This is a genomic window from Fischerella thermalis PCC 7521, assembly GCF_000317225.1.
In the GTDB taxonomy this organism is placed as follows: Bacteria; Cyanobacteriota; Cyanobacteriia; order Cyanobacteriales; family Nostocaceae; genus Fischerella; species Fischerella thermalis.
On sequence record NZ_AJLL01000104.1, the window covers coordinates 26417 to 52193 of the forward strand.

Annotated in this window: 24 protein-coding genes and 1 pseudogene; 15 read left to right on the forward strand and 10 right to left on the reverse strand. The window is 41.4% G+C overall.

Annotated elements, in window-relative coordinates; translation table 11 throughout:
- Positions 1-6 precede the first annotated feature (6 nt).
- Positions 7-339, reverse strand: a complete 333-nt coding sequence (locus UYK_RS0122690) for a hypothetical protein (RefSeq protein WP_009456799.1) — start codon at positions 337-339, stop codon at positions 7-9.
- Between the two features lie 703 nt (positions 340-1042).
- Here UYK_RS0122690 and psbO point away from each other — a divergent pair.
- The 4 genes from psbO to UYK_RS0122710 all read left to right on the forward strand — a co-directional run bounded on the left by psbO (position 1043) and on the right by UYK_RS0122710 (position 4529).
- Positions 1043-1876: a photosystem II manganese-stabilizing polypeptide gene (gene psbO, locus UYK_RS0122695; RefSeq protein ID WP_009456798.1), complete on the forward strand. Its 834-nt coding sequence runs from the start codon at positions 1043-1045 to the stop codon at positions 1874-1876.
- Positions 1877-2506: 630 nt separating this feature from the next.
- Positions 2507-3283, forward strand: a complete 777-nt coding sequence (locus tag UYK_RS0122700; RefSeq protein ID WP_009456797.1) for an RNA polymerase sigma factor SigF — start codon at positions 2507-2509, stop codon at positions 3281-3283.
- A gap of 100 nt (positions 3284-3383) precedes the next feature.
- Positions 3384-4277 carry a hypothetical protein gene (locus tag UYK_RS0122705; RefSeq protein WP_009456796.1) on the forward strand — a complete coding sequence of 298 codons (894 nt, stop codon included), beginning with the start codon at positions 3384-3386 and terminating at the stop codon, positions 4275-4277.
- A 6-nt stretch (positions 4278-4283) separates the two neighbouring features.
- Entirely contained in the window at positions 4284-4529 is a 246-nt protein-coding gene (locus UYK_RS0122710) for a hypothetical protein (RefSeq protein ID WP_009456795.1), read from the forward strand.
- 69 nt (positions 4530-4598) lie between these two features.
- Here UYK_RS0122710 and UYK_RS0122715 read toward each other — a convergent pair whose 3' ends face one another.
- Complete coding sequence (locus UYK_RS0122715; protein ID WP_009456794.1) at positions 4599-6188, reverse strand: glycoside hydrolase family 57 protein; 1590 nt, start codon at positions 6186-6188, stop codon at positions 4599-4601.
- A gap of 133 nt (positions 6189-6321) precedes the next feature.
- Here UYK_RS0122715 and UYK_RS24495 point away from each other — a divergent pair, with 133 nt between their 5' ends.
- Positions 6322-6600 (forward strand): hypothetical protein, encoded by a 279-nt coding sequence (locus UYK_RS24495; protein ID WP_235182376.1) that lies wholly within the window; start codon positions 6322-6324, stop codon positions 6598-6600.
- 37 nt (positions 6601-6637) lie between these two features.
- Here UYK_RS24495 and rsgA read toward each other — a convergent pair whose 3' ends face one another.
- The 5 genes from rsgA to grpE form a co-directional block, all read right to left on the reverse strand.
- On the reverse strand, positions 6638-7747 hold the full coding sequence (gene rsgA / locus UYK_RS0122725; RefSeq protein ID WP_009456793.1) for a small ribosomal subunit biogenesis GTPase RsgA: 1110 nt from the start codon (positions 7745-7747) through the stop codon (positions 6638-6640).
- Positions 7744-8001 carry a sulfurtransferase TusA family protein gene (locus UYK_RS0122730; RefSeq protein WP_009456792.1) on the reverse strand — a complete coding sequence of 86 codons (258 nt, stop codon included), beginning with the start codon at positions 7999-8001 and terminating at the stop codon, positions 7744-7746. The genes rsgA and UYK_RS0122730 overlap by 4 nt, the downstream gene beginning before the upstream one ends.
- A complete protein-coding gene (gene dnaJ / locus UYK_RS0122735; RefSeq protein WP_009456791.1) occupies positions 7998-9128 on the reverse strand; it encodes a molecular chaperone DnaJ in 1131 nt (376 codons plus the stop codon). The genes UYK_RS0122730 and dnaJ overlap by 4 nt, the downstream gene beginning before the upstream one ends.
- Before the next feature lie 650 nt (positions 9129-9778).
- Positions 9779-11743: a molecular chaperone DnaK gene (gene dnaK, locus UYK_RS0122740; protein ID WP_009456790.1), complete on the reverse strand. Its 1965-nt coding sequence runs from the start codon at positions 11741-11743 to the stop codon at positions 9779-9781.
- Positions 11744-12026: 283 nt separating this feature from the next.
- Positions 12027-12767, reverse strand: a complete 741-nt coding sequence (grpE, locus tag UYK_RS0122745) for a nucleotide exchange factor GrpE (protein ID WP_016872218.1) — start codon at positions 12765-12767, stop codon at positions 12027-12029.
- Between the two features lie 708 nt (positions 12768-13475).
- Between grpE and UYK_RS0122750 the strand changes: the two genes are divergently transcribed.
- The 5 genes from UYK_RS0122750 to UYK_RS0122770 all read left to right on the forward strand — a co-directional run bounded on the left by UYK_RS0122750 (position 13476) and on the right by UYK_RS0122770 (position 19145).
- Positions 13476-15488, forward strand: a complete 2013-nt coding sequence (locus tag UYK_RS0122750) for a GspE/PulE family protein (protein ID WP_016872219.1) — start codon at positions 13476-13478, stop codon at positions 15486-15488.
- Between the two features lie 88 nt (positions 15489-15576).
- Entirely contained in the window at positions 15577-16704 is a 1128-nt protein-coding gene (locus UYK_RS0122755) for a type IV pilus twitching motility protein PilT (RefSeq protein WP_009456787.1), read from the forward strand.
- Positions 16705-16958: 254 nt separating this feature from the next.
- Positions 16959-18179, forward strand: coding sequence for a type II secretion system F family protein (locus UYK_RS0122760; protein ID WP_009456786.1), 1221 nt, complete (start codon positions 16959-16961; stop codon positions 18177-18179).
- 94 nt (positions 18180-18273) lie between these two features.
- Positions 18274-18822, forward strand: coding sequence for a hypothetical protein (locus UYK_RS0122765; protein WP_009456783.1), 549 nt, complete (start codon positions 18274-18276; stop codon positions 18820-18822).
- 35 nt (positions 18823-18857) lie between these two features.
- Positions 18858-19145 (forward strand): OmpA family protein, encoded by a 288-nt coding sequence (locus tag UYK_RS0122770; protein ID WP_009456781.1) that lies wholly within the window; start codon positions 18858-18860, stop codon positions 19143-19145.
- Between the two features lie 72 nt (positions 19146-19217).
- Here the strand turns inward: UYK_RS0122770 and bioU are convergent, their stop codons facing one another.
- A complete protein-coding gene (bioU, locus tag UYK_RS0122775; protein ID WP_016872220.1) occupies positions 19218-20240 on the reverse strand; it encodes a (S)-8-amino-7-oxononanoate synthase BioU in 1023 nt (340 codons plus the stop codon).
- A 604-nt stretch (positions 20241-20844) separates the two neighbouring features.
- Between bioU and UYK_RS0122780 the strand changes: the two genes are divergently transcribed.
- From UYK_RS0122780 to UYK_RS0122800, 5 genes are all read left to right on the forward strand, one after another.
- Positions 20845-21054: a DUF2997 domain-containing protein gene (locus tag UYK_RS0122780; RefSeq protein ID WP_009456778.1), complete on the forward strand. Its 210-nt coding sequence runs from the start codon at positions 20845-20847 to the stop codon at positions 21052-21054.
- Positions 21055-21096: 42 nt separating this feature from the next.
- Complete coding sequence (locus tag UYK_RS0122785) at positions 21097-21483, forward strand: DUF1257 domain-containing protein (RefSeq protein ID WP_009456777.1); 387 nt, start codon at positions 21097-21099, stop codon at positions 21481-21483.
- Positions 21484-21945: a ferredoxin gene (locus UYK_RS0122790; RefSeq protein ID WP_009456776.1), complete on the forward strand. Its 462-nt coding sequence runs from the start codon at positions 21484-21486 to the stop codon at positions 21943-21945.
- 290 nt (positions 21946-22235) lie between these two features.
- Positions 22236-22379 (forward strand): hypothetical protein, encoded by a 144-nt coding sequence (locus UYK_RS26925; protein ID WP_009456775.1) that lies wholly within the window; start codon positions 22236-22238, stop codon positions 22377-22379.
- Positions 22380-22905: 526 nt separating this feature from the next.
- The gene (locus tag UYK_RS0122800) at positions 22906-23940 is read left to right on the forward strand and encodes a glycosyltransferase family 2 protein (protein WP_009456774.1); all 1035 of its coding nucleotides are present in this window, start codon (positions 22906-22908) and stop codon (positions 23938-23940) included.
- Positions 23941-24107: 167 nt separating this feature from the next.
- On the opposite strand, the gene UYK_RS0122805 is transcribed toward UYK_RS0122800, so the two are convergent.
- Both UYK_RS0122805 and UYK_RS0122810 read right to left on the reverse strand, forming a co-directional pair.
- Positions 24108-24392, reverse strand: a complete 285-nt coding sequence (locus tag UYK_RS0122805; RefSeq protein ID WP_009456765.1) for a YiaA/YiaB family inner membrane protein — start codon at positions 24390-24392, stop codon at positions 24108-24110.
- A gap of 324 nt (positions 24393-24716) precedes the next feature.
- A pseudogene (locus UYK_RS0122810) lies at positions 24717-25777 on the reverse strand (DUF4335 domain-containing protein); the annotation flags it as partial.

Here is a 25777-nt window from a genome sequence, read left to right on the forward strand (position 1 = left end):
ATCTCCTCACACCCCTCCACTCCCCCACTCCTCTTCAGGAGCAATCTCTGGTGGTAAATTTGCTAAAAATTCTTGCAGTCTCATCCGTTCTATGTAAGGCCAGCCACCCTCTGACTCAATATCTTTAAGTAGTGAGTAAAGGGCTTGACGGTTATTTGGTAAATTCTCCTGAAAAGCCCCATCTCGAATCTCTCGGTGTAATTGTTCTAACTGTCTTAATAAAGCCAAAAGAGCGATCGTATCTCCTTGACAAAAGGCTACTGCTTCATGTACTACCCTGACAATGTCTTGGAGCTTATAAGAAAATTTCTCTGACTCAAAAATTTTGCCTTGGTTCATGCCAACTTCTGTAAATGAGACCAACTCAAATTTACCGAAGATTTTCTACTTTCATTGTTCGCTAAAAGACCTGTTTACGGAAAACAAAGGAAATTAGCCTTGAGATAGCATATTTATTCCACATTTGTATCTGGGAAAAGGTAACAAGTGAAGGGGTAAAGGATGTTTCTTCCATCTCTTGCTCTTTTTCCTTTCCCTTTTAACCAAAAAGTATTGCATAGTAAATGTGAGATCGCTTTGATTTTGAGTTAAAAAAAATCGTATGATCTGGCTGATCTACCCATAAAAATATGGGCTGTATGTAGTGGCGGCACACATATCACAAAACGACAAAAGCGACACTGCGAAAGTAAAAATACTGGCACACTCACGGACACTGGGTGATGACCCAAAAAGTTGTAGCAACAATACTTACAGTAGCTATCAACTTGGGAAAGCCGTCCGGAAGTTGGATACAGTATCTTCTTTCAAGTAATCTGCTCAAGTTACTGTGTATCGAGGCGTACTCATCCATAAACACGCCCTAGCTTTAACAAATGCCGCCAACAATAAAACTGCTAGCTTTTGCTTGCCTTTAAGATGCCTTCCTCGTTGAATGCATCTTGACTAGTCTGGTGTTTTAACTTCAGACTCTAAAAGCAGAACTTTGAGTAAGTCGCAGTTTTACAACTTAAGATATCAATTTTTGACATTGAGGTTGACCATGAGGTTTCGCGCTGTAATTGTTGCACTCTTGGCTTTGTGCTTGGGGTTACTAACTGCTTGTAGTGAGGGTCCTACTGCTGGTAGTACAGACTTACTCACCTACGATCAAATTAAAGGTACTGGTCTGGCTAACAAATGTCCCCAACTCACAGAAACAAGTCGTGGTTCTATTCCCATTGATGCTAGCCAATCCTACGTCATAAAAGAACTTTGCTTAGAACCAACTAATTTCTTTGTAAGAGAAGAACCTGCTAATAAGCGCCAAAAAGCAGAATTTGTTGCTGGCAAATTAGTCACTCGTAAGACATATTCACTAGATCAAATCGAGGGCGACCTGAAAATCAATCCAGATGGTAGCCTTACCTTTGTGGAAAAAGATGGCTTTGACTTCCAACCTACCACCGTGCAATTGCCTGGAGGCGAGCGAGTGCCTTTCTTGTTTACCATCAAAGGTTTGGTTGCTCAGTCACAACCTGGTATGACCAGCATCAATACCTCAACAGATTTTGAAGGTACTTTTAGAGTTCCTTCCTATCGTGGTGCTACCTTCTTAGATCCCAAAGGTCGCGGTGTTGCCAGTGGTTATGATAATGCTGTGGCTCTCCCTGCTCAATCTGATGATGAAGAACTTCTGCGCGCTAACGTCAAGCGTGCTGATGTAATGAATGGTAAAATTTCCCTCTCCGTAGCCAAGGTAGATAGTTCTACTGGTGAAATTGCGGGTACATTTGAGAGCGAGCAACCCTCTGACACTGATTTAGGTGCTGGTGAGCCGAAAGAAGTCAAAGTTCGTGGTATCTTCTACGCTCGATTAGAAAAAGCTCGTGGTTAAACAATTGTAAGTATAAAACTTGACTACGACTTAAGATAGCTATTGTTATCGTCTTCTGTAGCGATCGCACTAGCTAACCTCGAATCACCCTTGTAGATACTCGTCACAAGGGTGATTCTTTTTGATAGTCCTTCCATCCCTTTCACCGATAAGTTCTGGATACACATCTCAGAGTTATGAGAGCGCACGGTTATCTGGTCTAACCGCGTATTGCATTCATACGAAAATCACTTTAAGTATTTTTTCTGATACAAATTTTCTTTATCTAATTGCTATGTCTTGAATTTCGGTTTTTATCTATACGCCAAAACTATCCTAATTTACTTAAGTTAAGTACAATCTCGGTTTTAAATAAAGTAAAAAATTTTATATGTTTTGTATGTGTTTTCAAAAACTGTAATTCATACCAAAGTTTACTAATCAATTACTCTCAATTACTCTTTTCGCTGATTTAAATCTAGGCTGAATTGTCATACTCCTGATAGTAGATACTTCCATCACGACTCTTGTTGTCTCCTATGGGAGTTACTTTCTATGTCCATATTTTGAAGATATGTGATATGTACATTGGAGCTTGGTTTAACAGCGAGTAGTTGACTGTTTGTTTGCCAAAAGAAACAAAACGGTGCTATGCCAACTACACTCACCCATGAACTGAAGCATGAAATTTTACAGCTGCTACGAGAATATCAGCAATCTCGCTCGGCAAATGTTCGCAATCAATTGGTAAAACTCAATTTTGGGCTGGTGAGAAAAGAAGCTCACTACTGGATAAATCAGTGCCATGAAAGTTATGAAGACTTACTCCAGGTGGGCTGTCTGGGTTTAATTCGAGCGATTGAAAGATTTGAAATATCTAAAGGTCATGCCTTCAGTTCTTTTGCTATTCCCTACATTCGGGGTGAAATTCAACATTACCTCAGAGATAAAGGTGTGACCGTAAGAATTCCCCGACGCTACTTAGCGCTGCAACAGCAGGCTATAGGAGTTTCGCGTTCTTTGCGGGAAAAATACAATCGTCAACCAACCGATGCAGAATTAGCCGCAGCACTGGAAATTTCCATCCAGGAATGGCAAGAAATTAAATTGGCATGGATGAATCGCGCCCCTTTAAGTTTGGATGTACCAGTTCAGGATGGAGAAGAGGGGGCTACTTGCTTGGGAGAGTTGGTTGTTGATCATCGCTATCGTAGTTTTCAATTGGCACAAGAAGATCAAATTCGCTTACAACAAGCGCTGTTCCAACTCGAAAAACGTACCCGTGAAGTCTTAGAATTTGTGTTTTTACACGATTTAACACAAAAACAAGTAGCAGAACAGCTAGGTATCAGTGTTGTCACTGTTTCTCGTAGAGTCAAAAAAGGGCTGGATTTGTTGAAACAGTCAATGAGTGTAGCAGAAGATTAAATGTGAAAAGTTAGGTTATAACGGTATCAGATTTCACACTTGCTTTAATGTATAAGCATGTTGATTTTGATACATAAAAATCAAGTATAGAGAGGGGCTGATGGGTATAAATTTAAAAATATTAATTGCAGCCATTTCAGTTTTGGTGATCGCTGCCTGTGCCTCTGAAGGTGAACAACAATCTAGTAATCCAACACCACCACCTCCTAATACGCCAGCGCAAACACAAAAAGCGCCAGCACAAGCATTTAATAATCCTGTAGTGCCTGGTAAATCGACTTTAGCCACTTCTGCAACTGCTAGCTTGATTCAACCCACCAATGCCAAAGAACGGATAGATATTGTGTCGAAAGGACGTAACGATCCGTTTGCTCAAATTATTGGACAATCGTCGCTAGGAGTGCCGAGTACCACTGCGGGAATGCGACCTGTTCCCAAGTTACTACCTTTGCCAATTAACAACACCAGAGGTAGAGGTACATTAATAACGACAAGAACACCGCAAAAAAGTAGTTTAGTGTTAGGTGCCAAATTAAGTAAATCAAAAAACAATATCAACAAAGGAATTTCAAACAAAAATCTTCCAAAATTAACTCCTGTCTTACCTAGAGTTATGCCCCAAGTTGTTCCCGAACAAGGTTTGGCATCTGTATTACCACCACAACCACAACCAGATTTAGCCAAGGCAGTTTTTGTTAGTGGTGTAGTTATGATTGGTAATCAACCTCAAGCTATCATTAAAGTACCAAATGAGCCAACCAGCCGTTACGTACAGGCAGGACAACGGCTAGCAAACGGAGTATTAATCAAACGAATTGAAATGAACGAAGGTTCAGAACCGATCATAATTCTGGAACAATATGGTATTGAAGTTACCAGAATGGTTGGTGAAGCACCTGCTAGCAGTCCACCAACAGCTACAACAGCTAATACAGGTAATCCTGTTTCAGCAGTATCACCAGTCCCAAACCCAGTTAATATTGGATCTTCTTAAATAAAGATGAAGACAAAAGAAAAAGTAGAATTTCCTGGTTTACCTCTGGCAGTTTATCGCGAGGTGGCGGCGCATCTACGGCAAGTAGAAGGAGTCGAAGTAGAATTAATTCCCCAATCTTCCCCACAGTTCGATTACAATCAAAGCCAAATTGCTGGCTTGTGGATTTCAGTGTCTCCGGACTCTGGTTCTATGAGTCGACTCATAGTGGAACAAATTTTGGCTTATTATCGCGATCGCTATATCATCTAAGTTAAATAAAAAACACACAGATAACATCATCTGTGTTCATCTGTGTGCATCTATGGTCGTATTTTTTGATTACAACGGACGATAAACGCGATAGTTAATATTAGGGAATATATTATCCATTAACTCAACTTTTTCTAGCCAACCGCTATCGATTTTACCGATATTTATATCTTCGTAGAGTTTGTTAAACCGCATGAGGTGCGATCGTGTCCTTCTCACAGCGTAAGGAACCATCGTGCCTGTCCGCATAATAAACGCCCAATCAGAAGATTGTGCTAAAAGCAACTCTCTTGCAGCCTGGTTAAGTGCTTTCCACTCCAGTTCATCTGCTGCTTCTCTTTTAGACAGTTCAATCATACGTTCAGCAGCTTTATGTAAATGTGGGTAAATCCACGCATTGGTTTCGTTCAACCAATACTCATGGAAGCCCTTAAAACCCCAACTTGATTGAGATGGACGGCAAACTTGCTGATTTGGATGGGCGCGTAAATAATCCGCTAAGTGAGTCATTTGATATGTTTGTTGGTCATACCATGACTTGCGGAACAAATAATCAATAAACCAAGGTCCTTCATACCACCAATGTCCAAATAATTCTGCGTCATAGGGTGAAACTACAATTGGCGGACGCTGCATAATACCGTAGAGGTGCCCTACTTGCTGCTCACGGTTATACATAAAATTACCTGCGTGTTCGGCAGCTTTTTCTCTTGCCCAGTAGGGATCGTAGAGGGCTTTATCTGCTAGACCTAAACCACGACCAGTTATTTTATGATACTTAATGCCCGTATTTTTTCGCTGACCGTTGGGCATAATATAGGGCTTGATGTATTCGTATTCAGCTTCCCAACCCAAATCTTTGTAGAACTCTCGGTATTCTGGCGCACCAGGATAACCTACTTCAGAAGACCATACCTGTTGAGAGGATTCATGGTCACGTCCAAAGGCAGCCACACCGGTTTCTGTAAAAATAGGGGCATAAGTGCCAAAGCGGGGGCGGGGACGGGCGTAAAGGATACCGTGTCCATCAATCAGAAAATAGCGCAAACCAACATCTGCCAACATCCGCTCTAAGCCTTCATAGTAGGCACACTCAGGTAGCCAAATTCCTCTCGGCGGACGTCCAAAAATTTCCTCATAGTGTTCACAGGCTACCTTCAACTGCGCCCACACAGCTTGGGGATACATTTTCATCAGTGGTAAGTAACCGTGGGTAGCACCACATGTAATAATTTCAAGATTATTAGTGTCTTGGAACTGCTTAAAAGCTGTTACTAAGTCACCTTTATATTGCTCCCAGATTTTTCTCGTGGCGTTAAATTCACTGGCATAATGTTCGGCTAAATATTTGATGTGACCGTTGTGAGCGTTATGCTCAATTTCAAGCTCTACGAGTTCTTCCAACTTTGCTAAGTGTTCGTCGTAGCGTTCTTGTAGTAACGGATCACGCAGCATTGACACCAGAGGTGGTGTCATACTCATAGTGATTTTAAAGTCTATACCGTCTCGCTTTAAGCCTTCAAAAACTCTTAGTAAGGGGATATAAGTTTCTGTAATGGCTTCATAAAGCCATTCTTCCTCCAGCACATAGTCACTTTCTGGGTGCCGGACAAAGGGTAGATGGGCATGGAGTACTAGCGCAACGTAGCCGATAGCCATAATGATTTCAGATATATATTGAAGGTCGGGGATTTGGCAGAAGTTAACAATATTTTAAGACTTTCTGGGGATCGTAACAGGCTTTAGTCAATTCTTTATGATGGCTGATACTCCACACTCAAACAAGATAGCTATGGTCAAGTTGATGGTTAAACTTCTTAGTCAAAGGGAAATGTTACAAGTGAAAAGGCAAATTACTTTAATGTTATCTATTTTGACCAGTGGTGTTTTTGCAGCAATTCCAGTTCAAGCCGTTCCCTCTGCTGATATACCCAAACAAACAACTTCCCCAAATTTACAAAAAAAGCACCAACACAAACCACTACACTTACGCTTCAAGATTTGCCATCTGGTTATAGGGAAATTCCACCCCAACTCAAAGAAGCGATCGCTGTTCAGCTGGAACCTTTGAAGTCTGGCTTGTCCTCCTTGTCTCCGCTCCCCAATCGCTATTCTTCACTCTCTCGATACAACTCTTGCAACTCTTGTAACTGTGTCCGTCGAGATTTCTGGCGATATTTTTTACTTTCTAACTTCGGTTCGTATTGATGCTTACCTTTACCTTTTGTTTTGACCTTAATAGTGGATTCTGGATCAGCTTGCTGATTGAGTTGAGATTGACGGGCGATCGCTTCTTCTAAAAACTCTAAATAATGCTGATAACGCTCCCAATCTCCCCTTACTGCACAATCAGGTTCGTCTCGATGCAGACAATTACTAAACCGACACCTAGCAACAGCTAATCTCTGCCTAGCTTCTGGGAAATAAGCAGCTAATTCTTCTGGTGTACAATCCAAATCAGGTTGATTAAAACCGGGCGTATCCGCTAACAAACCACCATTAGGCAAATCAAACAACTCTACATGGCGAGTAGTGTGACGACCACGGGCAAGTTTACCAGAAATTTCACCTACTCGCAGATTAATGTTAGGAATCAAAGCATTGATTAAACTAGACTTCCCTACACCCGAAGGACCAGCGAGAACAGTGATATTGTCTTTGAGTAGATTTGCTAAATCGTCAATATTTATACTTTTATATACACTGATAAATATTGGCTCATAACCCCAATTTGTCAGATGTTGGTTTATTTCCGCCTGCTGTTGGGTTGTAATTAAGTCGCTTTTATTTAGACATAAAACTACATCTAAACCTGTAGACTCAGCTTTTATGAGAAAGCGGCTGAGTTGATAGGGTTCTAGAGGCGGATCAGCAACGGCAAATACCAAAAGAATTTGATTGACATTAGCGATCGCCGGACGATCCAACTGATTTTTTCGGGGTAAAACATCAGCGATCGCACCTCTTTGACCAGTCCAATCTGGTTCTTCTACTAAGACGCGATCGCCTACCATTACCTGTTGACCAATTTTTTTTAAGCGCGTTCTACGGGTACACAACAGGAGTGAGGAATGGGAGGAATTTAATCTTGTATTCTCCCCATCTCCCAAACTCGCCATCTCCCCATCGGAATCTAGCCGTACTCGATAATAATTAGCCTGCACGGCTAAAACCGTACCCAACAGCCTACAAGAATCTTGTAATACTTCCTCTGTCATGAGGTGCTAAGGGGACGGCGTACTAACAAAGAAAAATAGCCAGCGCAGTCTGTGATTTGTTCTACCTGATAACCAGCCATTGTCAGACTATCAGGAACTTGCTCAATTGGCTCGCCAGCGTCTAGCCAGACTTCTAATAAAGCTCCGGGTTGCATTTGTTCTAAACGAAGCTTTGTACGCACAAAATTAATCGGGCAAGGGGTGCCGCGCAAGTCAAGTTGAGCATCAGGAGTTGAAACAGAAGATAGACTCATCGTGGATGAAATATATTGCCCAGAAAACCTTCTATACCGCCTTTACCAGTTCGGTCTCCTCTAATTTTAGCTAGCTTTTCTAACAATTCTCTTTCCTCTGGCGTAATCTTGGTGGGAATATCTATCAATACTGTAATCATGTGGTCGCCTCGACTCACCGGGTTTCCTAGACGTGGCACACCACGATTTTCTAACTTCATTACTGTATTTGGTTGGGTTCCAGGTGGAATGGTAAGTTCTACAGGCCCATCTACTGTATTCACTTCTATGCGAGAACCCAAAATGGCTTGGAGATAGCTAATTTTTATTTCTGAAATAATATTAATGCCATCCCGTTGGAATTCCTGGTCTTCATTAACAAACAAGTAGACGTACAAATCTCCAGGCGGACCTCCACGTTGACCTGCATCTCCTTCTTGAGATATCCGTAAGCGTGTACCATTATCTACCCCAGCAGGAATGGTAATTTTGAGTTTCTTAGTAACTTGATTTGCGCCCTTACCGTCACAAGCATCGCATTTGTCTTCTATGACCGTACCTGTGCCATTACAGGTGGGACAAGTCGAGACTTGAGTAAAACTACCAAATGGCGTTCTCGTCACACGGCGTACTTGACCCGAACCACTGCAAGTTGAACAAGTGCGAGGACGAGTACCAGGTTTTGCACCAGAACCACTACAAACTTCGCAGGTCTCTAAATGCGAAATGCGAATTTCCTTTTCACCACCAAATACCGCTTCTCGAAAGTCTAACTTCAGGTCTAGCCGTAGGTCATCACCCCTAACTGGGCCACTGCGTCGTCTTTGTGCTTGAGCGCCCATACCACCAGCAAAGCCACTGAAGATGCTTTCAAATATATCGGCAAAGCCACCCATATCAACATCTTGGTAGCCTACACCGGCTCCACCTGAAACTCCAGCTTCACCGAAGCGGTCATAACGAGCGCGAGTTTCGGGTTCTGAGAGGATCTCATAGGCACGGTTAATTTCCTTAAAGCGCTCTTCGGCTCCCGGTTCCTTGTTCACATCTGGGTGATACTTCCGGGCTAAGCGGCGATAGGCATGTTTGATTTCTTCTTTATCGGCGTCACGAGAGACACCCAGAATTTCGTAGTAGTCGCGGGCCATATAGCAAAGGTGAAAGTTAAAAGGTAGAAAGCAGCTATGCAGGGATAATTTCGTAGACGCACAAGAATCAAAGCGTCAACTCAATTGAGTTGCAACTTCCCTCAAGGATTTTGGGACGGTTTACGCCCCTAAGAAGTTCGGACAGGTAGAAGGGGTTCTCGACCAACTCGCGGAATCGCGAATTTGTGTAAGCCCCGCAGAAGGCAGAAGGCAATGATTAAATTTTATTAATATACTGATTTTACCTTTTACCTTTTATATAAATCAGCAGCAAGTTTACAGCAACAGGTGCTTTCTTCGTGAAGCAGCGCATTGCGGAGCCAGTACTAACTTGGAGGTTTCCAAGGCTGAACGCTCATAGGGGTTAAGAGCGTTGTCACACCTGCTAGTCCGTTGTCGCGACTGCCGTCAAAGACGATAAAAGCTTTGATCTGAGGCTGTCTCTTTTACAATTGTGCTACGTATAAGAGAAAAACTCTGCCTATTAGTTAGAGGGGCTAGCCGCACTTATAGGTGTGGAAAACCCCCCATGAGTCTAAAATTATGTATTTTTGAATTTTGGTTAGTGGTTGTAGAGACGTGCCATGGCACGTCTCTACATTGGTTAGTGGTTAGTAGTAAAGATTAACAACAACTAACAACTAACATTTTTAATCTATCGTCTCATAATCAGCATGTAGAGTATTTTCCTCTTCAAAATCAAAATTAAATTGTGGTGTGAGAGTGCCATGCAATGATCCAGATTGTTCTGGTGTAGGCGAACTATCTTCTGCACAGGAGGGAATATCATCCCCTTGACCATCGTTAACACGGTTGTAGACTTCAGCACCAATGTTAAATAGAGTTTGCTGGAAGTCTTCTAAGCGCTGTTTGAATTCTGCAACAGAAATGCTGGATTCAGAAATAGCTGCTTTGAGGTGGGCAAGTTTTTCATCTGCCAAACCTTTCATCTGTTCGCCGATCAAGTTGCCATTATCTTTGAGTGTTGATTCGTAACTGTACAACAAATTATCCGCTTGGTTTTTCAATGCTGCCAGTTCTATACGTCTTCTATCTTCTTCGGCGAACATTTCAGCTTCTTGCCGCATTCGTTCAACTTCGTTGCTGCTTAAGCCACCTGTGTTGGTAATGCGAATACTCTGCTCTCTGCCTGTACCTTTGTCTTGAGCAGAGACTTTCATAATACCGTTAACATCGATCTCAAAACTGACTTCGATTTGCGGTACACCACGAGGCGCTGGAGGAATTCCTGTGAGTAAAAATTTACCCAAGCTTTTATTATCTTTTGCCATGGCCCGTTCACCTTGGAGGACATGAATTTCCACCGAGGTTTGCCCATCAACAGCTGTGGAAAAAACTTGGGATTTACTTGTAGGAATTGTAGTGTTGCGTTCAATGATTTTGGTGAAAACTTCTCCTAGAGTTTCAATTCCTAGTGACAGAGGTGTAACATCCAATAACAGGAGATTGTCAACTTCGCCACCCAGTACCCCAGCCTGGATAGCAGCTCCTAATGCTACTGCTTCATCTGGGTTAATAGAACGGTCAGGTGTTTTGCCATTAAAAAATTTAATTAAGGCATTTTGGACAGCGGGGATACGAGTAGAACCGCCTACCAAAATAATCCGATCAATGTCTTGTGGTTTCAGTTCTGCGTCTTTGAGTGCCTGAACCATTGGTTCTATGGTGGCTTCTATTAAATGACCCGTCAATTCTTCAAATTTGGCACGGGTGAGTTCCATTTCTAGATGTTTTGGCCCTGTTTCATTGGCAGTAATAAATGGCAAGTTAATTGAAGTACTCACCATAGTTGAAAGTTCAATTTTTGCCTTTTCTGCTGCTTCTCGTAAGCGTTGCAGGGCCATTTTGTCTTGGGAAAGATCTATTTTTTCTTGCTGGAGAAATATGTCGATCATCCAACGGACGATACAGTTATCAAAATCGTCTCCACCCAAGTGGTTGTTACCACTGGTTGCTTTAACTTCAAATACACCATCCCCTAATTGCAGGATGGATACATCGAAAGTACCGCCCCCTAAATCAAACACTAGAATTAGCTGTTCTTGGTCTTGCTTATCTAAACCAAAAGCTAAAGCGGCTGCGGTTGGCTCGTTAATGATCCGCAATACTTCAAGCCCAGCGATGGTTCCAGAGTCTTTGGTTGCTTGTCTTTGAGCATCTGTAAAATAAGCAGGTACAGTAATTACTGCTTTTGTCACCTGTTCACCCAGAAAGTTTTCCGCATCCTGTTTGAGTTTTTGCAGGATCATTGCGGAAATTTCTTGTGGGGTATAGTTTCGTCCACGAATTTGAACATCAACAGTATCATCTCGACCTTTGACACAGTTATAAGGTACGCGCTCGCGTTCTGCATCTGTGTCATCCCAGCGACGACCGATGAATCGTTTGATGCTGTAGATTGTGTTTTCGGCATTCGTGACAGCTTGGCGCTTTGCCAGTGGACCAACCAAGCGCTCACCGCTCTTGCCAAAACCTACGATACTAGGAGTGGTTCGTCCGCCTTCTGAATTGGCAATAACAATTGGTTGACCACCTTCCAAAACTGCGACGCAACTGTTGGTAGTGCCTAAGTCGATCCCAATAACTTTTCCCATCTGTATCGGTATTTTTACTGAGTACTTTATTTCTCGAAGTATAGGCGGCAGCTTCCGGAGGACAGTTTTTCCAGTGGTGTTTATCCACTGGGAACCGTCCCTCCGTTGGCGTTTCCACTAGGGAAAGCGGCAAAACTTCGGGCGTTATATTTCGCGGACTACCTTTTGTACGTTTTTATACGCGATGCTCGCCTAGTTAGTCAATGGTCAATGGTTATTGTTGGTAGTTGGTGGTTGGTTGTTGATAGTTGGATGTTTCAAACAACAAACAACAAGCAACTATTTAACCATTTGCTGGAGGAGACTGGTTTTCCTCTGAAGATGGGGTATCTTCTTTAGGAGCAGCCACTTTAACCATTGCATGGCGTAGCACGCGATCGCCCAAGTAATATCCGCGTACTAACTCTTCTAACACTGTTCCTTCAGGATATTCATCCGTAGGTTCCCGCATTACTGCTTCGTGAAGGTTGGGATCGAATGGTTGACCTTCGGGACGCATTGGTGATACACCTAAGCGCTTCAGGCTATCTACTAGTAATTTGTAAACTCCTTGATAACTTTTATGGATTCCCATTTCCCCATCGTTTTGGGGTTTGATTTGCGATCGTGCCCGCTCGAAATTATCAACTACTGGTAGCAATTCAGTAATAGCATTCCGCTTTGCCTGCGCCTCTAGATCCTCTTTTTCTTTAATTGTGCGTTTGCGGTAATTCTCAAAATCTGCCGCAATTCGCATATATTGACTGCTACGTTCTTCTAACTGAGCTTTGAGAGACTCAATTTGTTGACTCATCTGTGCTAAAGCAGCTGTATCAACTGTCTGAGTAGCAGCAACCCCATTTTCTTGAGTGGGTATCACTGTGTTTTCAGGTACGCTAGTAGCGTCTGCCACTTGCTCTGTCACCTCGCTGCCAGGTTCGTTGGCATTCATTGGAACTGGGGAGTCACTGTTCATTGCTTGTTTGACCTCTGTTGGTTCACCCAATTGCTGACTCGTGTTGTTTATTTGTTTATCTTCGTCCATCATTATGTACTCATCCCAGATACTTGATACGACAATTTATCGCTATATTTCCAGCCATAGCATTAGACTTTTTGTAGAAATTGAGAAAAGAGTAAAGTTTGTTGTAGGAAAAAGATCAAAGAAACTGGAAAAAAGAATTGCTCAATCAAATTCCTTTAACCTTTACCCTTTACCCTTTACCCTTGCCTCACAAGAGTGCAAGAAGTCCATGGCTAGCTGGCAACAATAGGCGTGTTTTGTTGCCGACATTTTCCTGGAAGTGATGTCACCGTCATCTATTTTGACAAATGCTGGACATCTTAGTGCAGACGCTAACGCGAGATAAAAGCTAATAACTCTGGTTATCTTAAATTTTGGCGATCGCCACTTTTTCTAGTCTCCTGTTCTCAAAAGGCAGGAGGCTCCTAGTATGTGTATTCAGACCCCAGCCAATCGTAGACACTGCTTCGAGGTGGGGTTTTAAATCCAGTTGGCGACTACCAGAGGCTTCACTAAAAGATATATTTTATACCTTTTACAATCAAGCTTCTTCCTGCCGTATCAGCCGGATAAGCACTTTTGCAACCAATGAGCAAAATACAAAGGACTAATTACTTAGTATAATTTTTTAAAACTTCTGTCCTCTGCCTTTCTTCAGCGACTATGTAAATTCTTGTTCACAGCTTGGGAATACTCTATTCAGAGGTTCCCGGTATTTATAGCTGATATATGACTAACTCGTCACCACAACGGCGTAGTACAGCTCTGTCTACCAGAGCAGAATTTTCACCCTTCGGTAACAAACTTGTACAATCTGGCTTTGTCAACAGCGAACAAATGAGACAGGCGCTGATTGAAAGCCGCAAGTCTGGTATCCCTTTAACAGAAGTACTGGAATCAGTATCGGGGCGAAAATTATCACCAGAGTTACTCAGGCAGTACAAAAAACAGCAGTTATTTGAACTTAAAATACTTTACGGCGTAGAATCCCTCGATCCGGAAATTAGTTCAGTAGGCAGCACCACAGTAGCCCACCTGATTGATACCCTCATTCCAGTAGATGTTTGTCGTCGTCACCGCTTAGTACCACTGTCGAAAAACGAGGATCAAAACCCGCCCTCTGTTCTAGTGGCGATGGTTGATCCAGATAATCTAGAAGCTTCGGATGACTTAAACCGGATTTTGCGCCCCCAAGGCTTAGCCTTGCAGCGTATGGTAATTACCCAAGAAGATTATCAACTGTTAATCAATGTATATCTGGATGATTTAGCCGTTCGGCAAAAGCATTTAGAACAAGAAAAATATACAGACATCAATCAAGATTTAGAAAATCTAGAAAATCTTAACCTAGATGACGCCCCAGAAGAATCGGAGGCTGACTTGGGGGCGGCGATGAAGGGTGCTGAAGATGCACCTGTGATTAATCTGGTTAACAGAATCCTTGCTAAAGCACTACATGATAAAGTATCTGATATTCACATAGAACCGCAAGAAGAAAACCTCCGCATTCGCTTTCGTAAAGATGGGGTTTTGCGCGAGGCTTTCGACCCTTTGCCAAAAAAAATCATTCCTGCTGTGACAGCGCGGTTTAAAATCATCGCCAATTTAGATATTGCTGAACGACGCCTACCTCAAGACGGACGGATTAGGCGGTTGTTCGAGGGGCGTAAAGTTGACTTCCGTGTAAATACTTTGCCGAGTCGCTACGGGGAAAAGGTAGTACTGCGGATTTTGGACAACTCTGCCACGCAGCTGGGTTTGGATAAGTTAATTACCGATCCAGAAACGTTGCATATTGTTCAAGAAATGGTTAGCCGTCCTTTTGGCTTAATTTTAGTAACCGGGCCAACAGGTTCTGGTAAGACAACTTCGCTGTATTCAGCACTAGCAGAAAGAAACGAGCCGGGAATTAATATCAGTACTGTAGAAGATCCAATTGAATATAGCTTGCCGGGAATTACTCAAGTACAGGTGATTCGGGAAAAAGGGTTAGATTTTGCGACTGCATTGCGGGCATTTTTGCGACAAGATCCAGATGTAATACTGGTGGGTGAGACACGAGATAAGGAAACGGCAAAAACAGCGATTGAAGCAGCATTAACTGGTCACTTAGTATTGACTACTTTACATACTAATGATGCCCCTGGTGCGATCGCTCGTTTAGGAGAAATGGGTATTGAACCTTTCATGATTTCCAGTTCATTGATTGGTGTCTTGGCCCAGCGTTTGGTACGGCGTGTGTGTCCTGACTGTCGCATTCCCTACACACCCACTGTAGAAGAACTCGCTCGTTATGGTTTGTCGGCTTCCCAAGAAGTTGGAATAACCTTTTATAAAGCTAATACTTTGACCGCAGAGCAAATTCAAGCAGCCAAAACTCAAGGTCATATTTGTCCCACCTGTAATGGCGTAGGCTACAAAGGACGTTGTGGTGTCTATGAGGTAATGCGAATTAGTGAAAATCTGCAAACCCTCATTAACGAAGAAGCACCGACAGAACGCATTAAAGAAGTAGCAGTAGAAGAGGGTATGAAAACCCTACTGGCGTACAGCTTGGACTTAGTACGCCAAGGTTCAACCACCCTAGAAGAGGTAGAGCGAGTCACCTTTACTGACACAGGCTTAGAAGCAGAACTAAAAGCCAAACGCAAGACTAGTCTGACCTGTCGGACTTGTAATGCTGGGTTGCGCCCAGAATGGTTGGATTGTCCGTATTGTATGACGCCTCGTTTTCAAGATTAGTCAATAGTCATTGGTCATTTGAAAACAACTAACCACTAACCACTAACAATCAACAAATAACAATCAACAAATAGCAAAGGAAAAAACCATGGAAATGATGATTGAAGATTTAATGGAGCAAATGATTGAAATGGGTGGTTCGGATATGCATTTATCCGCTGGTTTGCCCCCTTATTTTCGCATCAGTGGCAAACTGACGCCCATTGGCGAAGAGCCTTTGTCTGTGGATCAGTGTCAAAGGTTGATTTTTAGTATGCTCAATAACTCCCAACGAAAAACATTAGAGCAAAACTGGGAATTAGATTGCTCTTATGGTGTCAAGGGATTAGCACGTTTCCGCGTCAATGTTTATAAAGAACGCGGTTCTTATGCAGCTTGTTTGCGGGCATTAAGTTCTAAAATACCTAATTTTGATAAATTAGGTTTGCCCGATGTAGTCAGAGAAATGTCGGAAAAGCCTAGAGGACTAATTCTAGTTACAGGCCCTACTGGTTCTGGAAAAACAACTACTCTGGCGGCAATGATTGATTTAATTAACCGCACACGGGCAGAACATATTTTGACAGTTGAAGATCCAATTGAGTTTGTTTATGAACCAATTAAAAGTCTGATTCATCAAAGGCAATTGGGTGAAGATACAAAGAGTTTTGCTAATGCTTTGAAAGCTGCTCTTAGAGAAGATCCAGATATTATTCTGGTAGGAGAAATGCGGGACTTAGAAACTATTTCCTTGGCTATTTCTGCTGCTGAAACTGGTCACTTAGTATTTGGTACTTTACATACTAGTTCGGCAGCACAAACTATTGACCGAATTATTGACGTTTTTCCCCATGAAAAACAAACTCAGGTACGAGTACAGTTATCTAACTCGTTAGTTGCGGTATTTAGCCAAACTTTAGTTCCGAAAAAGAATCCTAAGCCAGGTGAATTTGGTCGGGTAATGGCACAGGAAATAATGATAGTTACTCCAGCTATTTCTAACTTGATTCGTGAAGGCAAAACAGCACAAATTTACTCATCTATTCAGACAGGTGGTAAATTAGGTATGCAAACTCTGGAGAAGGTTTTAGCTGATTTATATAAAGCGGGAACTATTTCTTTTGAAGCAGCAATGTCTAAAACTTCTAAGCCAGATGAAGTGCAACGTCTGATTGGTCCTGCTGCACCACCTGCTGCTGGAAAAGTCGGTACTGCTGGAACTGTAAAAGCACATTAAAAATTTTGGGCGTTGCAGAGAAAGCGGGATGATTTTATTTTCTCTTTTAATTGAAAAACTCAATTCTTGGCATCTTGGTGGTTCATTATACCCTGCGGGAAGCCGCTACGCGTCTACATCCCCATTTTATGCAACGCCAAACTTTGTTATTAGTTGATAGTTCATTGTTGCTTGAATGTTTCAGTATTTCTCAAACAACTAACAACTAATAACCAACAACTAAATTATTAACTTTCATACGGATAGAGGAAATTATGCCTACATTCGTTGCCCGTGTTCGGGATGCACAAGGCAAATCCAAAAAAGAAAAAATTGTTGCTGAAAACTTGGTAGAAGCACGTACTACTCTTAGGCAGCAAGGATTTGTTGTCCAAGACTTGAAAAAATCTCAAGGTTTTGCAGACTTTGATCTGAAAAAGTTTCAAACATCATTAGTCAAAGTTTCTGTTAAAGACAAAGCTGTTTTTTCTCGTCAATTTGCTGCTTTGGTGAATGCAGGAGTAGCCATAGTTAGAAGTTTAGGAGTACTGTCTGAGCAATGTACTAACCCTAAACTTAAACAATCCCTCTTGGATATTAGTAGTGAAGTCCAAAATGGGGTAAACCTTTCAGAAGCAATGCGTAAGCATCCTGATTGTTTTGATGGTTTATATGTCAGTATGATTCAGGCTGGCGAGGTTGGTGGCGTTCTAGATGAAGTCCTAAATCGCTTAGCTAAGTTATTAGAAGATGTTGCCCGTTTACAAAACCAAATTAAATCAGCACTTGCTTACCCAGTTGCTGTTAGTATTATCGCGATCGCTATTTTTGTGGGGATGACGGTTTTTCTGATTCCTATCTTTGCCAAAATTTTTGAGGAACTAGGAACAGAATTACCACCCTTGACTCAATTCATGATGTTTTGTAGTGAAGTTCTGCGAAGTTGGCGAATTTTTGTGTTTGTTGGATTTTTGATGGCAGTAGCATTTGCTTACAAGCAGTACTATAAAACTCGTGTTGGGAAGGAAACTATTGATCGTCTTTCCCTCAAAATGCCATTATTTGGTGACTTAATCCAAAAGTCATCGGTTGCTCGTTTTAGTCGTACTTTTGGGGCTTTGACTCGTTCAGGTGTACCAATTCTTACTTCTTTAGAAATTGTCCGAGATACTTCTGGTAATCAAGTAGTTTCTAATGCTATTGATGCAGCACGTGCAGAAATTCAACAAGGAGGTATGATTAGCATTGCCTTACAAAAAGAGCAAGTTTTTCCTCCTATGGCAATTCAAATGATCAGTATTGGTGAGGAAACTGGTGAATTAGATGGCATGTTGATGAAAATAGCTGATTTCTATGAAGATGAAGTAGAACAAGCAGTGAAAGCACTGACTAGTGTTTTAGAACCAATTATGATTGTAGTTTTGGGTGGAATGGTTGGTACTATTTTGATGTCGATGTATTTACCTTTGTTCAAGGTGTTTGAAAAGCTGGGCTAATAGAAAATAAAGGATAAAGGATGAAAGATTAACATGATTTTTTCATCCTTAATTCCAAACTAAAAATAATAATTTATCATTCTTTATATTGATCATGATCCTCAAAAAATCACATTATGAAACTAGTTTAGCCGAGTACAGTAATAATATTGGTGCGATCGCTTTACTCAAGCAACATCGTCCATACTTGGAAATGATTCCTAGCCTGCGTCGTCCAGACGAAAGCATCATTACCATTCCTTTGCCAATTGTGCGTTTGCGTAGGGAAGCAATAACTGCGGGTAAGACTATTTCTCTACCCTGCGATATAGCTGTTTTAATGTGTGATCCTGAATGGAAAATCAAAACAGGTAGCGAAATTATTGTTTTTATTCATCGCCCCCATGAAGACTTTTCAGATTTTTTGGGACGCTGGCGACAAACACAAGTTTGTTTGGATCAAGATTATGAATGGTTAATGTCCCCCCGCTACCAACATATTTTAAGCGAGGGGAGAAATACTATATATCCTCTGTTTGTGGTTTTTCCAGAGACACTTGAGCGGATCAAGCGGGGTATATTAGGTGCTGATTTACCGTTTGTGGTGCAAACACCAGAATTAATTTTGGATGAGGAAGAAGAGGGATTGGGGATCGGGGATTAGGTGGTGTCGCTAAGGGTTCAAACCCTTAGCTTATAGTGAAATTTGTCTGGAGAGACTTAAATAAATCAAACAGTCTACAACTACGAAATAAAGTAGGCGATCGCTTATATGCATTTGCTCAAGGTAGTACAGAACCTAAACCAGAAGGAAAAGATTTTCTCCGTAGATTTATTCCGGTGTATAGTCGAGTTATTTTCTCCAAACCAGAAATAGAGAATGAAATTTCTCGTGTTGTGATCGAAGGTCACACGAGTTCTGAAGGAGATGATAAAACCAATATGGAATTAAGTGTAAAGAACTTCAAAATGGTAACAACAAAATAAAACAAATTTAAAGGTTTGTAGTCAGCGGCTCTAGCCGCTCAAATTTTAAGCACTAAAGTGCTGACTACAAACTTATTTCACAAATTGCGGCATAATCTCGGCAGCAGTGAATATCCCGTGGATACCGCGTTGATATAGGTTTATTCCTGCTTTGAGATAACCGAAAGCTGGGCCACAAACGTTTGCAGCCATGCTGGTTTCATCTCCTAATGTGAAGGTGTGGGTGGAAATTTTACCTTCAAAGGTGCGACCTGTTACCTTGACGTTGGTGCTGAGGGGCTTTTTGGGATTTCTGGTATCAACGACACCGCCAACAGTAACGCGATCGCGCGAACAAATCCCTGCTAACTCTAACATCACGTCGTCGGCGTGTTCCATATTTTCTAATATCAACACACCATTAGTTTTATCCAAAAGTGCTTCTACTTCTGCATCTGTCATCGCCCTGGCTGTTTCTACGTTATGACCAGGTATATGGGCAATATCTTCGCGGATAGTGGCGCGGTAAGCTTCCCAGTTTGCAATACCTACTCCAAAGGTGATTTCTACTCGATGAATTTCAGCATAGCTTTGGGCTGCGATCGCTGCTGCTGCTGTTAATAGTCCTGGTGTCGCCCCGCATCCGGTCATGTAGGTAATACCTGCGGCTTGTAGTTCTTCTTTCAGGGCTATTAGCTGTTCTAATGCACTTGTACGTTTAATGGCATCTACTAATACCCCACGCCAACCAGAATTAATAAATTGCTTGACGACAGTTGGAATAAAATCATTGGGTAAGTTTGGTAAAGCTAAGAAATATCCATCTACAGGCTGATTGCTTTCTAATAATTGCTGAATACTACGATTACTTAATGTGCCAAATGGTTCTAAATAACCTACTGAACCCTGAGACTTATATATGGCAATGCACTCGTCGGCATTTAAACCCTCGGTAGCATAAGCATAACCTTTATTGTCTGCTGCTGCTACTAAAATCATTTCTCGTTTGGGGGCAAGGACTTTAGCCGCAGCCTGCCCTAGTCCGCCAAAACCCAGTACTCCGATACGTATTGCTTTAGAAAAATTGGTAGAATCCATTACTTGGTTTGTATTCATAGAGTTAATTAGCTGAGTTAAATAATTAGCTTTCACATTCAGCCTCTATAGCAATTTTCCTACTCTTGATTGCTGGTTATGACTTTGTTTATAGCTAATAGCGATAAATTTTATCTTGATTTGTGATGCTAGGTTATGCCGTTGTGTAACTACCCTATAGACTGTGCTGGTTCTCGGTTAGGTGCACTACAGTTTTGACCCCTCTCCTACATCTCCTAGTGCGATCGCGCGCTGTCATTTAACCTAGACAAAATTAATCATAATGATAAATTTTTTCAATAAAAACCATAGCTTTTTAGCTGATTTTGCTGGCTCTACTACGTCTAGCACTGCTTTTCTAGGCTTTATACAATTTTATTACTAGTTAAATTTTGAGCTTGACTTCTCGATCAGGTTAAGAGAAACTTACATGTAATAGATGTGTTGACTAATAAGACTAATAATTTTTGTAAATTTTCTGAGATATATATTTTGAGAGATGGAACATTAGTTAACAAATGGCTAATTTTGTAGCTAAGGAAAAATGCTGTTCCCTGAAGCTACATTTTTAGCCACTTGCTAGAGCAGTACAATCCAAGCGTACTATTTGTGGTTGGCCAAAAGCATGGAGACATTAGAATTCATCATTTATCCAGATGGTCGGGTACAGGAAAAAGTCACTGGTATCGTGGGTAATTCCTGTGCCGAAGTGACAGCGGCTATAGAAGCACAGTTGGGACTAGTGCTTAGTCAAGAGCCAACCTCAGAATTCTTCGCCGCCAAGGTGCAGCAATCTGGAGTGGTGAACACCCAAACCGCTTATAGCGATTGGTAAATTTGCAAACCGAACATTTAGTTTAGTCGATTCATAACCGCCATGTCACACTTTAGCCAAATTAAAACCCAAATTCGTAATCTTGAATCTTTGCAAGATGCTCTCTCTGACTTGGGTATAGACTGGAAAAAAGGCCCGCGTGAAGTGCGTGGCTATCGTGGTCAGACTCACAGTGCCGAGATTACTATCGAGCAAGATAATGGCTATGATGTTGGTTTCAAATGGAATGGTAAAGAATACGAATTGGTAGCTGACTTACAGTATTGGCAACAAGACTTGTCTGTAGAGGGATTCTTACGCCAGGTAACACAGCGCTATGCTTATCATACAGTAGTAAAAGAGACAGCACGTGCAGGCTTTCAAGTTGCTGAACAACAAAAAAATGAAGATGGTTCCATTCGCCTGGTAGTACAACGCTGGAGTGCGTAAATGTCTGATTTTTTGCCGTCGCTGGAAGAGAAGGAAAATAACCGCTCCGGACTAGAACCAGAATTAGGCGGCTTTTTGCGGGATGCCCCAGAACGTTCCGGTCTAGAGCCGGAATTAGGGGGTATGCTACGCCAAAAAGGCGTGTATGTTGATGAAATCACCTGTATTGGCTGTAAACACTGCGCCTTTGTTGCCCGTAATACTTTTTATATAGAACCTGATTATGGGCGATCGCGCGCTATACGTCAAGATGGCGATCCAGAGGAAGTAATTCAAGAGGCAATAGACACTTGCCCTGTTGATTGTATCCACTGGACTGATTATACCGAACTAAAACGGTTAGAAGAGGAACGTAAATATCAGGTCATACCTGTGGTGGGTTATCCTGTGGAAGGTGCAGTTGCAGCTGCTGAGCGACGACGCAAAAAGCTAAAATCAAAACAAAAAAAATCCCGTTATTAAAAACCACTGGTTCCAAAATATTAAGAGGAGGTAGGGCTGGATTTACCAGCCTTTTTGTTTTTTTAGTTAAATTTTTGGTTTTTTTGGCTTGGTTGCTTCATAGTCTTTTTATAAAGATTCAGTATAAAAATCATGAAATTCTTGTTAAATCACCTTAGAACTAGTGTGATTTAGACTTTCTTGCTTTAAGATTTTTAATTAATGCTTCACGAAAAAATATTTAGTTGTCAGATTGTGAGTATGTGCGAATGGTAGCGCAACTCTGAAACAAAATCTCAGAGGATACCCTTATGTTCAAGCTAGGTTCAACTAAATCTATCTTCCTGGCTCACATCCAGCAAGCACTGCTAGGGGGTAATCTTTTCATTGAATATGATCTTGTGCTTCAGAGTGTCCCTGCTGTGAGAATTCCTGGCGGTTTGACTCCACCCTGAGTATATGGTTTGAATGCCTCTCTCTGTAGCCGTAAAAAGTAGTAATGAAACTATTCTCTTCAATATTGCTGGAGAGAGATTCTACACAGCACAAGAGACATCTATTCTATATCTACCTAAATTAACCATCTAAAGTTTTAGTTAATGCTTAATTTAGCTCCGTGGAGTGTAAATACTTTATCAATGCAATAACTCAATCAGTGTAATCAAGGGCTTATCAAAAATTAGGGATAAAGTCTTATTTTTCACCATCCCTGGAAAAATTTACCCAGTAAAGGTGGCTGGAAAAATATTGAAAGTCGCCTAGTGTGGTGGCGCTTATTTGCCAGAAGGAAGCTTGAGACAACAGTTTAGTTGACCTCACGAAAGATAAAGTCATAAAACTTTGCACCAGCACAAATGTAGTAAGACAAACTTTATCTCTGCAATCAGTACTGAAACTTAATTGGTAATGACTTAACTTTGTTGCTGCTCTTCAGCGTAATACAACAAAAAACTATTTTCAGTTGTAGGACTAGATTTGATTATGACTTCAATGCCAAAATTCCCCTCAGTTGCCGTATGTATTCCCACTTATAACCAAGCCCAATACTTGATTCAATCTGTAAGTAGTGCTTGTTGTCAAACTTATCCAAATGTGGAAGTATGGGTTTCAGACGATGGCAGTACTGACGAAACCCCTCAGGTGATGGAACAGTTATGTCAGCAGTTTCCCCAAGTACGTTACTATCGGCAACCCAAGAACTTAGGTATTGCTGGCAACAATACTTGGTTGATGAGTAAGCCAAAAACTGACTTTATTGTACGTTTGGACTCAGATGATGCTTTAATGCCAAATTATGTAGAGAAACTAGTCTCACTGTTACAAAAATATCCAGAAGCTGGTTATGCTCATACCGCTATTCAAGAAATTGATGAGCATGGGAAGAATCGTTCAATAGGACGAGTTGTCAGAAAAAAAGAGTTTCAAAACTCTGATGAAGCACTAATGGCAGCGGTTTCTGGCTATAGAGTGGCAGCAAACATTATCATGTTTAGAACTAAGGCACTCCAAGAATTAAGATATTACGAAAATCGTCCTGAATATGTTGAGGATTATGATTTATCTGTGAGAATCGCAGATGCTGGCTACGGGAATGTTTATGCAGATGAAGTGCTAGCAAAATATCGCGTTTGGACTGATGTGCAGAAAACACGTTCCAAGCGTAAGCATTTGCAATTGAGAGGATATATTCGGATTTTTGAAGAGAGTTTTTTACCAGCTTTTCAACGGCGCGGCTGGGATGTAAAAGTGCTAGATAAACAGAGACGGAAGATGGCAATCATACATTCAGCCTATTGTTTTCTACCTATTTTTAATCAAGAAGAACGAGCAGAACTTGTAGCTTTATTAAAACAATTGGGTGATTCGCCTCTATTACGGCTGCGAATTGTAGCACTATCTTTGGGTTTTGCTCCTTTCTTTGAGTGGCAACTCCACACAGAACTTAAGTTAAAAGGCTTTGTTAAAGACTGGTTAAGCAAACTGAAAAGTATATCATTAGTCAAAGCTGTAGGATAAGTTTTTCAGGTGTGAAGGTATAGTTAATTAGATTTTTAGCTATACCATACCTAAACTAAAATTTTAAACGCAAAAAGGCGCAAAGGCTGCGCAAAGGTACGCAGAGTTTTTTCCAATAAATTGGCTCCAAATTAATTAGAGGCTGAGAAAATAATTAAATATATCGCTCATTTAGTTAAAGTATCATGTTGAGCAAGCAGCCTTTCTACTTTCGCTTCATCTATCCTGGCTGTCAGCTTTTTGGATTCATGTAAATCCCTCATGGTTTTCGCCAAAGAAAAACTAGAACCTATTGAAAAAGCCATACCCATACCCATAAAACCTTTCACCCAGTTATCTACGGGTAAGTTAATAATACCGACGGTAGTCATAGAAATGGCAAGCAAAAAAGCAGCCCATGTTTGAAAAATCCAAGCTACACTTTCTTTTTGCTGTGGCCCCAGTGTTTGCATATTCTCAACCTTTGAAAGGACTAACTAATCGTCATTGTAATCAGCGTTATTGTGATGGGAATATTTTAAAAAGACAGTTTGATAACTGGACTTAAATAGTGTTACTGCTAAAGGTTAAAGGGCAAAGAAAAAGGACATAATCTTAATCCTTTAATCTTTACCCTTTAACTTTTCAGCTTCATTTTTTGTCACAGTTTGGTAACTGGCACAGAAGCAATATGAGCAATTAAAGCTATCAGTTACAAGTTATAAGGGATTCATCAGTCGGGTAACGTTTCCCCACTATATCGGCGTTAACTGATAACTGTTTACTGTTCACTGAATTTAATCCCTCTCTTCAAAAGTTTTTACCTTACCATCAGGACTGTAAACAGCTCTAATGGTGACAGTTTGCCCATTAGGATTGGGAGAAATAAAAGGATCACCAACTAAAGGCATTCCTGTGCGATCAATATATATTCTTGAAGCTTTTCCTAAAGGAAATATACGTTCAATAGTGCCATCAACACCCACAACCAAACTATATTCTAGTGTTTGGTTGAAGCCAGAAGGTGGCTGCCAGCGCTTTGTTAAAACTTTTCCAGCTTCGGACACTTGAGCAGTTGCGTCAAATAAAGGATTGCTGTTTCTAGTCGCGACTTGGTTAGAATTATTATCCTTTCGTAATCTCTCAATTAATTGGGAAGTATCTTCTGCATCAACTGAGTTATTAGTTGGTAATTGATTTTTTTGGTTGAGAGTGCTACTACGGTTATTGGGTGCGGTAGCAATAGTCGGTGGAATCCCAGGCAGATTAGAAGGTAGGCTAGATTCTGTGGTGGATGAATTTGGTGAATTTAATGAAATATTTTCATTTTGGGCAACAACTCCACTATTAGAACTAGAGGCGATACTGTTCTGTTGTGAGGGATTGGGTTGAACACGAATTTGTTGCCCAGGATTTGTTAATGTCCGTGGTAAGGTTGTAGTGGAAAGTTTGGCTTCTGGTGGAACTGTGGGGAATACGTTGTTCCCGGAAGATGATTGGGAAGGTGGGGGGAATGTCGATGTAGAGGTAGAGGGGGGAACAGCTTGAGAAGGTGCGCTAGGTAATATGGGCGCTGTGGGAAATCCTTGGGCTTGGGGAGAGATTGGGGTAGGTGAAGCTAAGGTAGAACCAGGTATTGACAAACTATTAGAACCAAAGGGTAGGGGAGGTAGTTGATCTGTGGGGGTGATTGCAGGTGTGGGCGAAGCTAAAGGTGATGGTTCTAAGGCAAGTTTATCTTCAGTAGCAGTAGGTTTTTGCTTACTCTGAGTCACAAATTTATCGTAAGTAAAGGGTACTAAACCAATAGCTAATACTAGTACTGCTACCGCAGGTACCCAACCAGGAATAGCAAAAC

Bases quoted from the DNA above. Each gene is read 5' to 3' on its own strand.
- dnaJ (WP_009456791.1), bottom strand. From the start codon at position 9,128: ATGGCCCGCGACTACTACGAAATTCTGGGTGTCTCTCGTGACGCCGAT.
- bioU (WP_016872220.1), bottom strand. From the start codon at position 20,240: ATGAATACAAACCAAGTAATGGATTCTACCAATTTTTCTAAAGCAATA.
- UYK_RS0122750 (WP_016872219.1), top strand. From the start codon at position 13,476: ATGACTAACTCGTCACCACAACGGCGTAGTACAGCTCTGTCTACCAGA.
- UYK_RS0122765 (WP_009456783.1), top strand. From the start codon at position 18,274: ATGATCCTCAAAAAATCACATTATGAAACTAGTTTAGCCGAGTACAGT.
- psbO (WP_009456798.1), top strand. From the start codon at position 1,043: ATGAGGTTTCGCGCTGTAATTGTTGCACTCTTGGCTTTGTGCTTGGGG.
- UYK_RS0122700 (WP_009456797.1), top strand. From the start codon at position 2,507: ATGCCAACTACACTCACCCATGAACTGAAGCATGAAATTTTACAGCTG.
- UYK_RS0122760 (WP_009456786.1), top strand. From the start codon at position 16,959: ATGCCTACATTCGTTGCCCGTGTTCGGGATGCACAAGGCAAATCCAAA.
- UYK_RS0122780 (WP_009456778.1), top strand. From the start codon at position 20,845: ATGGAGACATTAGAATTCATCATTTATCCAGATGGTCGGGTACAGGAA.
- UYK_RS0122755 (WP_009456787.1), top strand. From the start codon at position 15,577: ATGGAAATGATGATTGAAGATTTAATGGAGCAAATGATTGAAATGGGT.
- UYK_RS0122790 (WP_009456776.1), top strand. From the start codon at position 21,484: ATGTCTGATTTTTTGCCGTCGCTGGAAGAGAAGGAAAATAACCGCTCC.
- UYK_RS0122785 (WP_009456777.1), top strand. From the start codon at position 21,097: ATGTCACACTTTAGCCAAATTAAAACCCAAATTCGTAATCTTGAATCT.
- dnaK (WP_009456790.1), bottom strand. From the start codon at position 11,743: ATGGGAAAAGTTATTGGGATCGACTTAGGCACTACCAACAGTTGCGTC.
- UYK_RS24495 (WP_235182376.1), top strand. From the start codon at position 6,322: ATGGTCAAGTTGATGGTTAAACTTCTTAGTCAAAGGGAAATGTTACAA.
- grpE (WP_016872218.1), bottom strand. From the start codon at position 12,767: ATGGACGAAGATAAACAAATAAACAACACGAGTCAGCAATTGGGTGAA.
- UYK_RS26925 (WP_009456775.1), top strand. From the start codon at position 22,236: ATGTTCAAGCTAGGTTCAACTAAATCTATCTTCCTGGCTCACATCCAG.
- UYK_RS0122705 (WP_009456796.1), top strand. From the start codon at position 3,384: ATGGGTATAAATTTAAAAATATTAATTGCAGCCATTTCAGTTTTGGTG.
- UYK_RS0122690 (WP_009456799.1), bottom strand. From the start codon at position 339: ATGAACCAAGGCAAAATTTTTGAGTCAGAGAAATTTTCTTATAAGCTC.
- UYK_RS0122730 (WP_009456792.1), bottom strand. From the start codon at position 8,001: ATGAGTCTATCTTCTGTTTCAACTCCTGATGCTCAACTTGACTTGCGC.
- UYK_RS0122715 (WP_009456794.1), bottom strand. From the start codon at position 6,188: ATGGCTATCGGCTACGTTGCGCTAGTACTCCATGCCCATCTACCCTTT.
- rsgA (WP_009456793.1), bottom strand. From the start codon at position 7,747: ATGACAGAGGAAGTATTACAAGATTCTTGTAGGCTGTTGGGTACGGTT.
- UYK_RS0122800 (WP_009456774.1), top strand. From the start codon at position 22,906: ATGACTTCAATGCCAAAATTCCCCTCAGTTGCCGTATGTATTCCCACT.
- UYK_RS0122805 (WP_009456765.1), bottom strand. From the start codon at position 24,392: ATGCAAACACTGGGGCCACAGCAAAAAGAAAGTGTAGCTTGGATTTTT.
- UYK_RS0122710 (WP_009456795.1), top strand. From the start codon at position 4,284: ATGAAGACAAAAGAAAAAGTAGAATTTCCTGGTTTACCTCTGGCAGTT.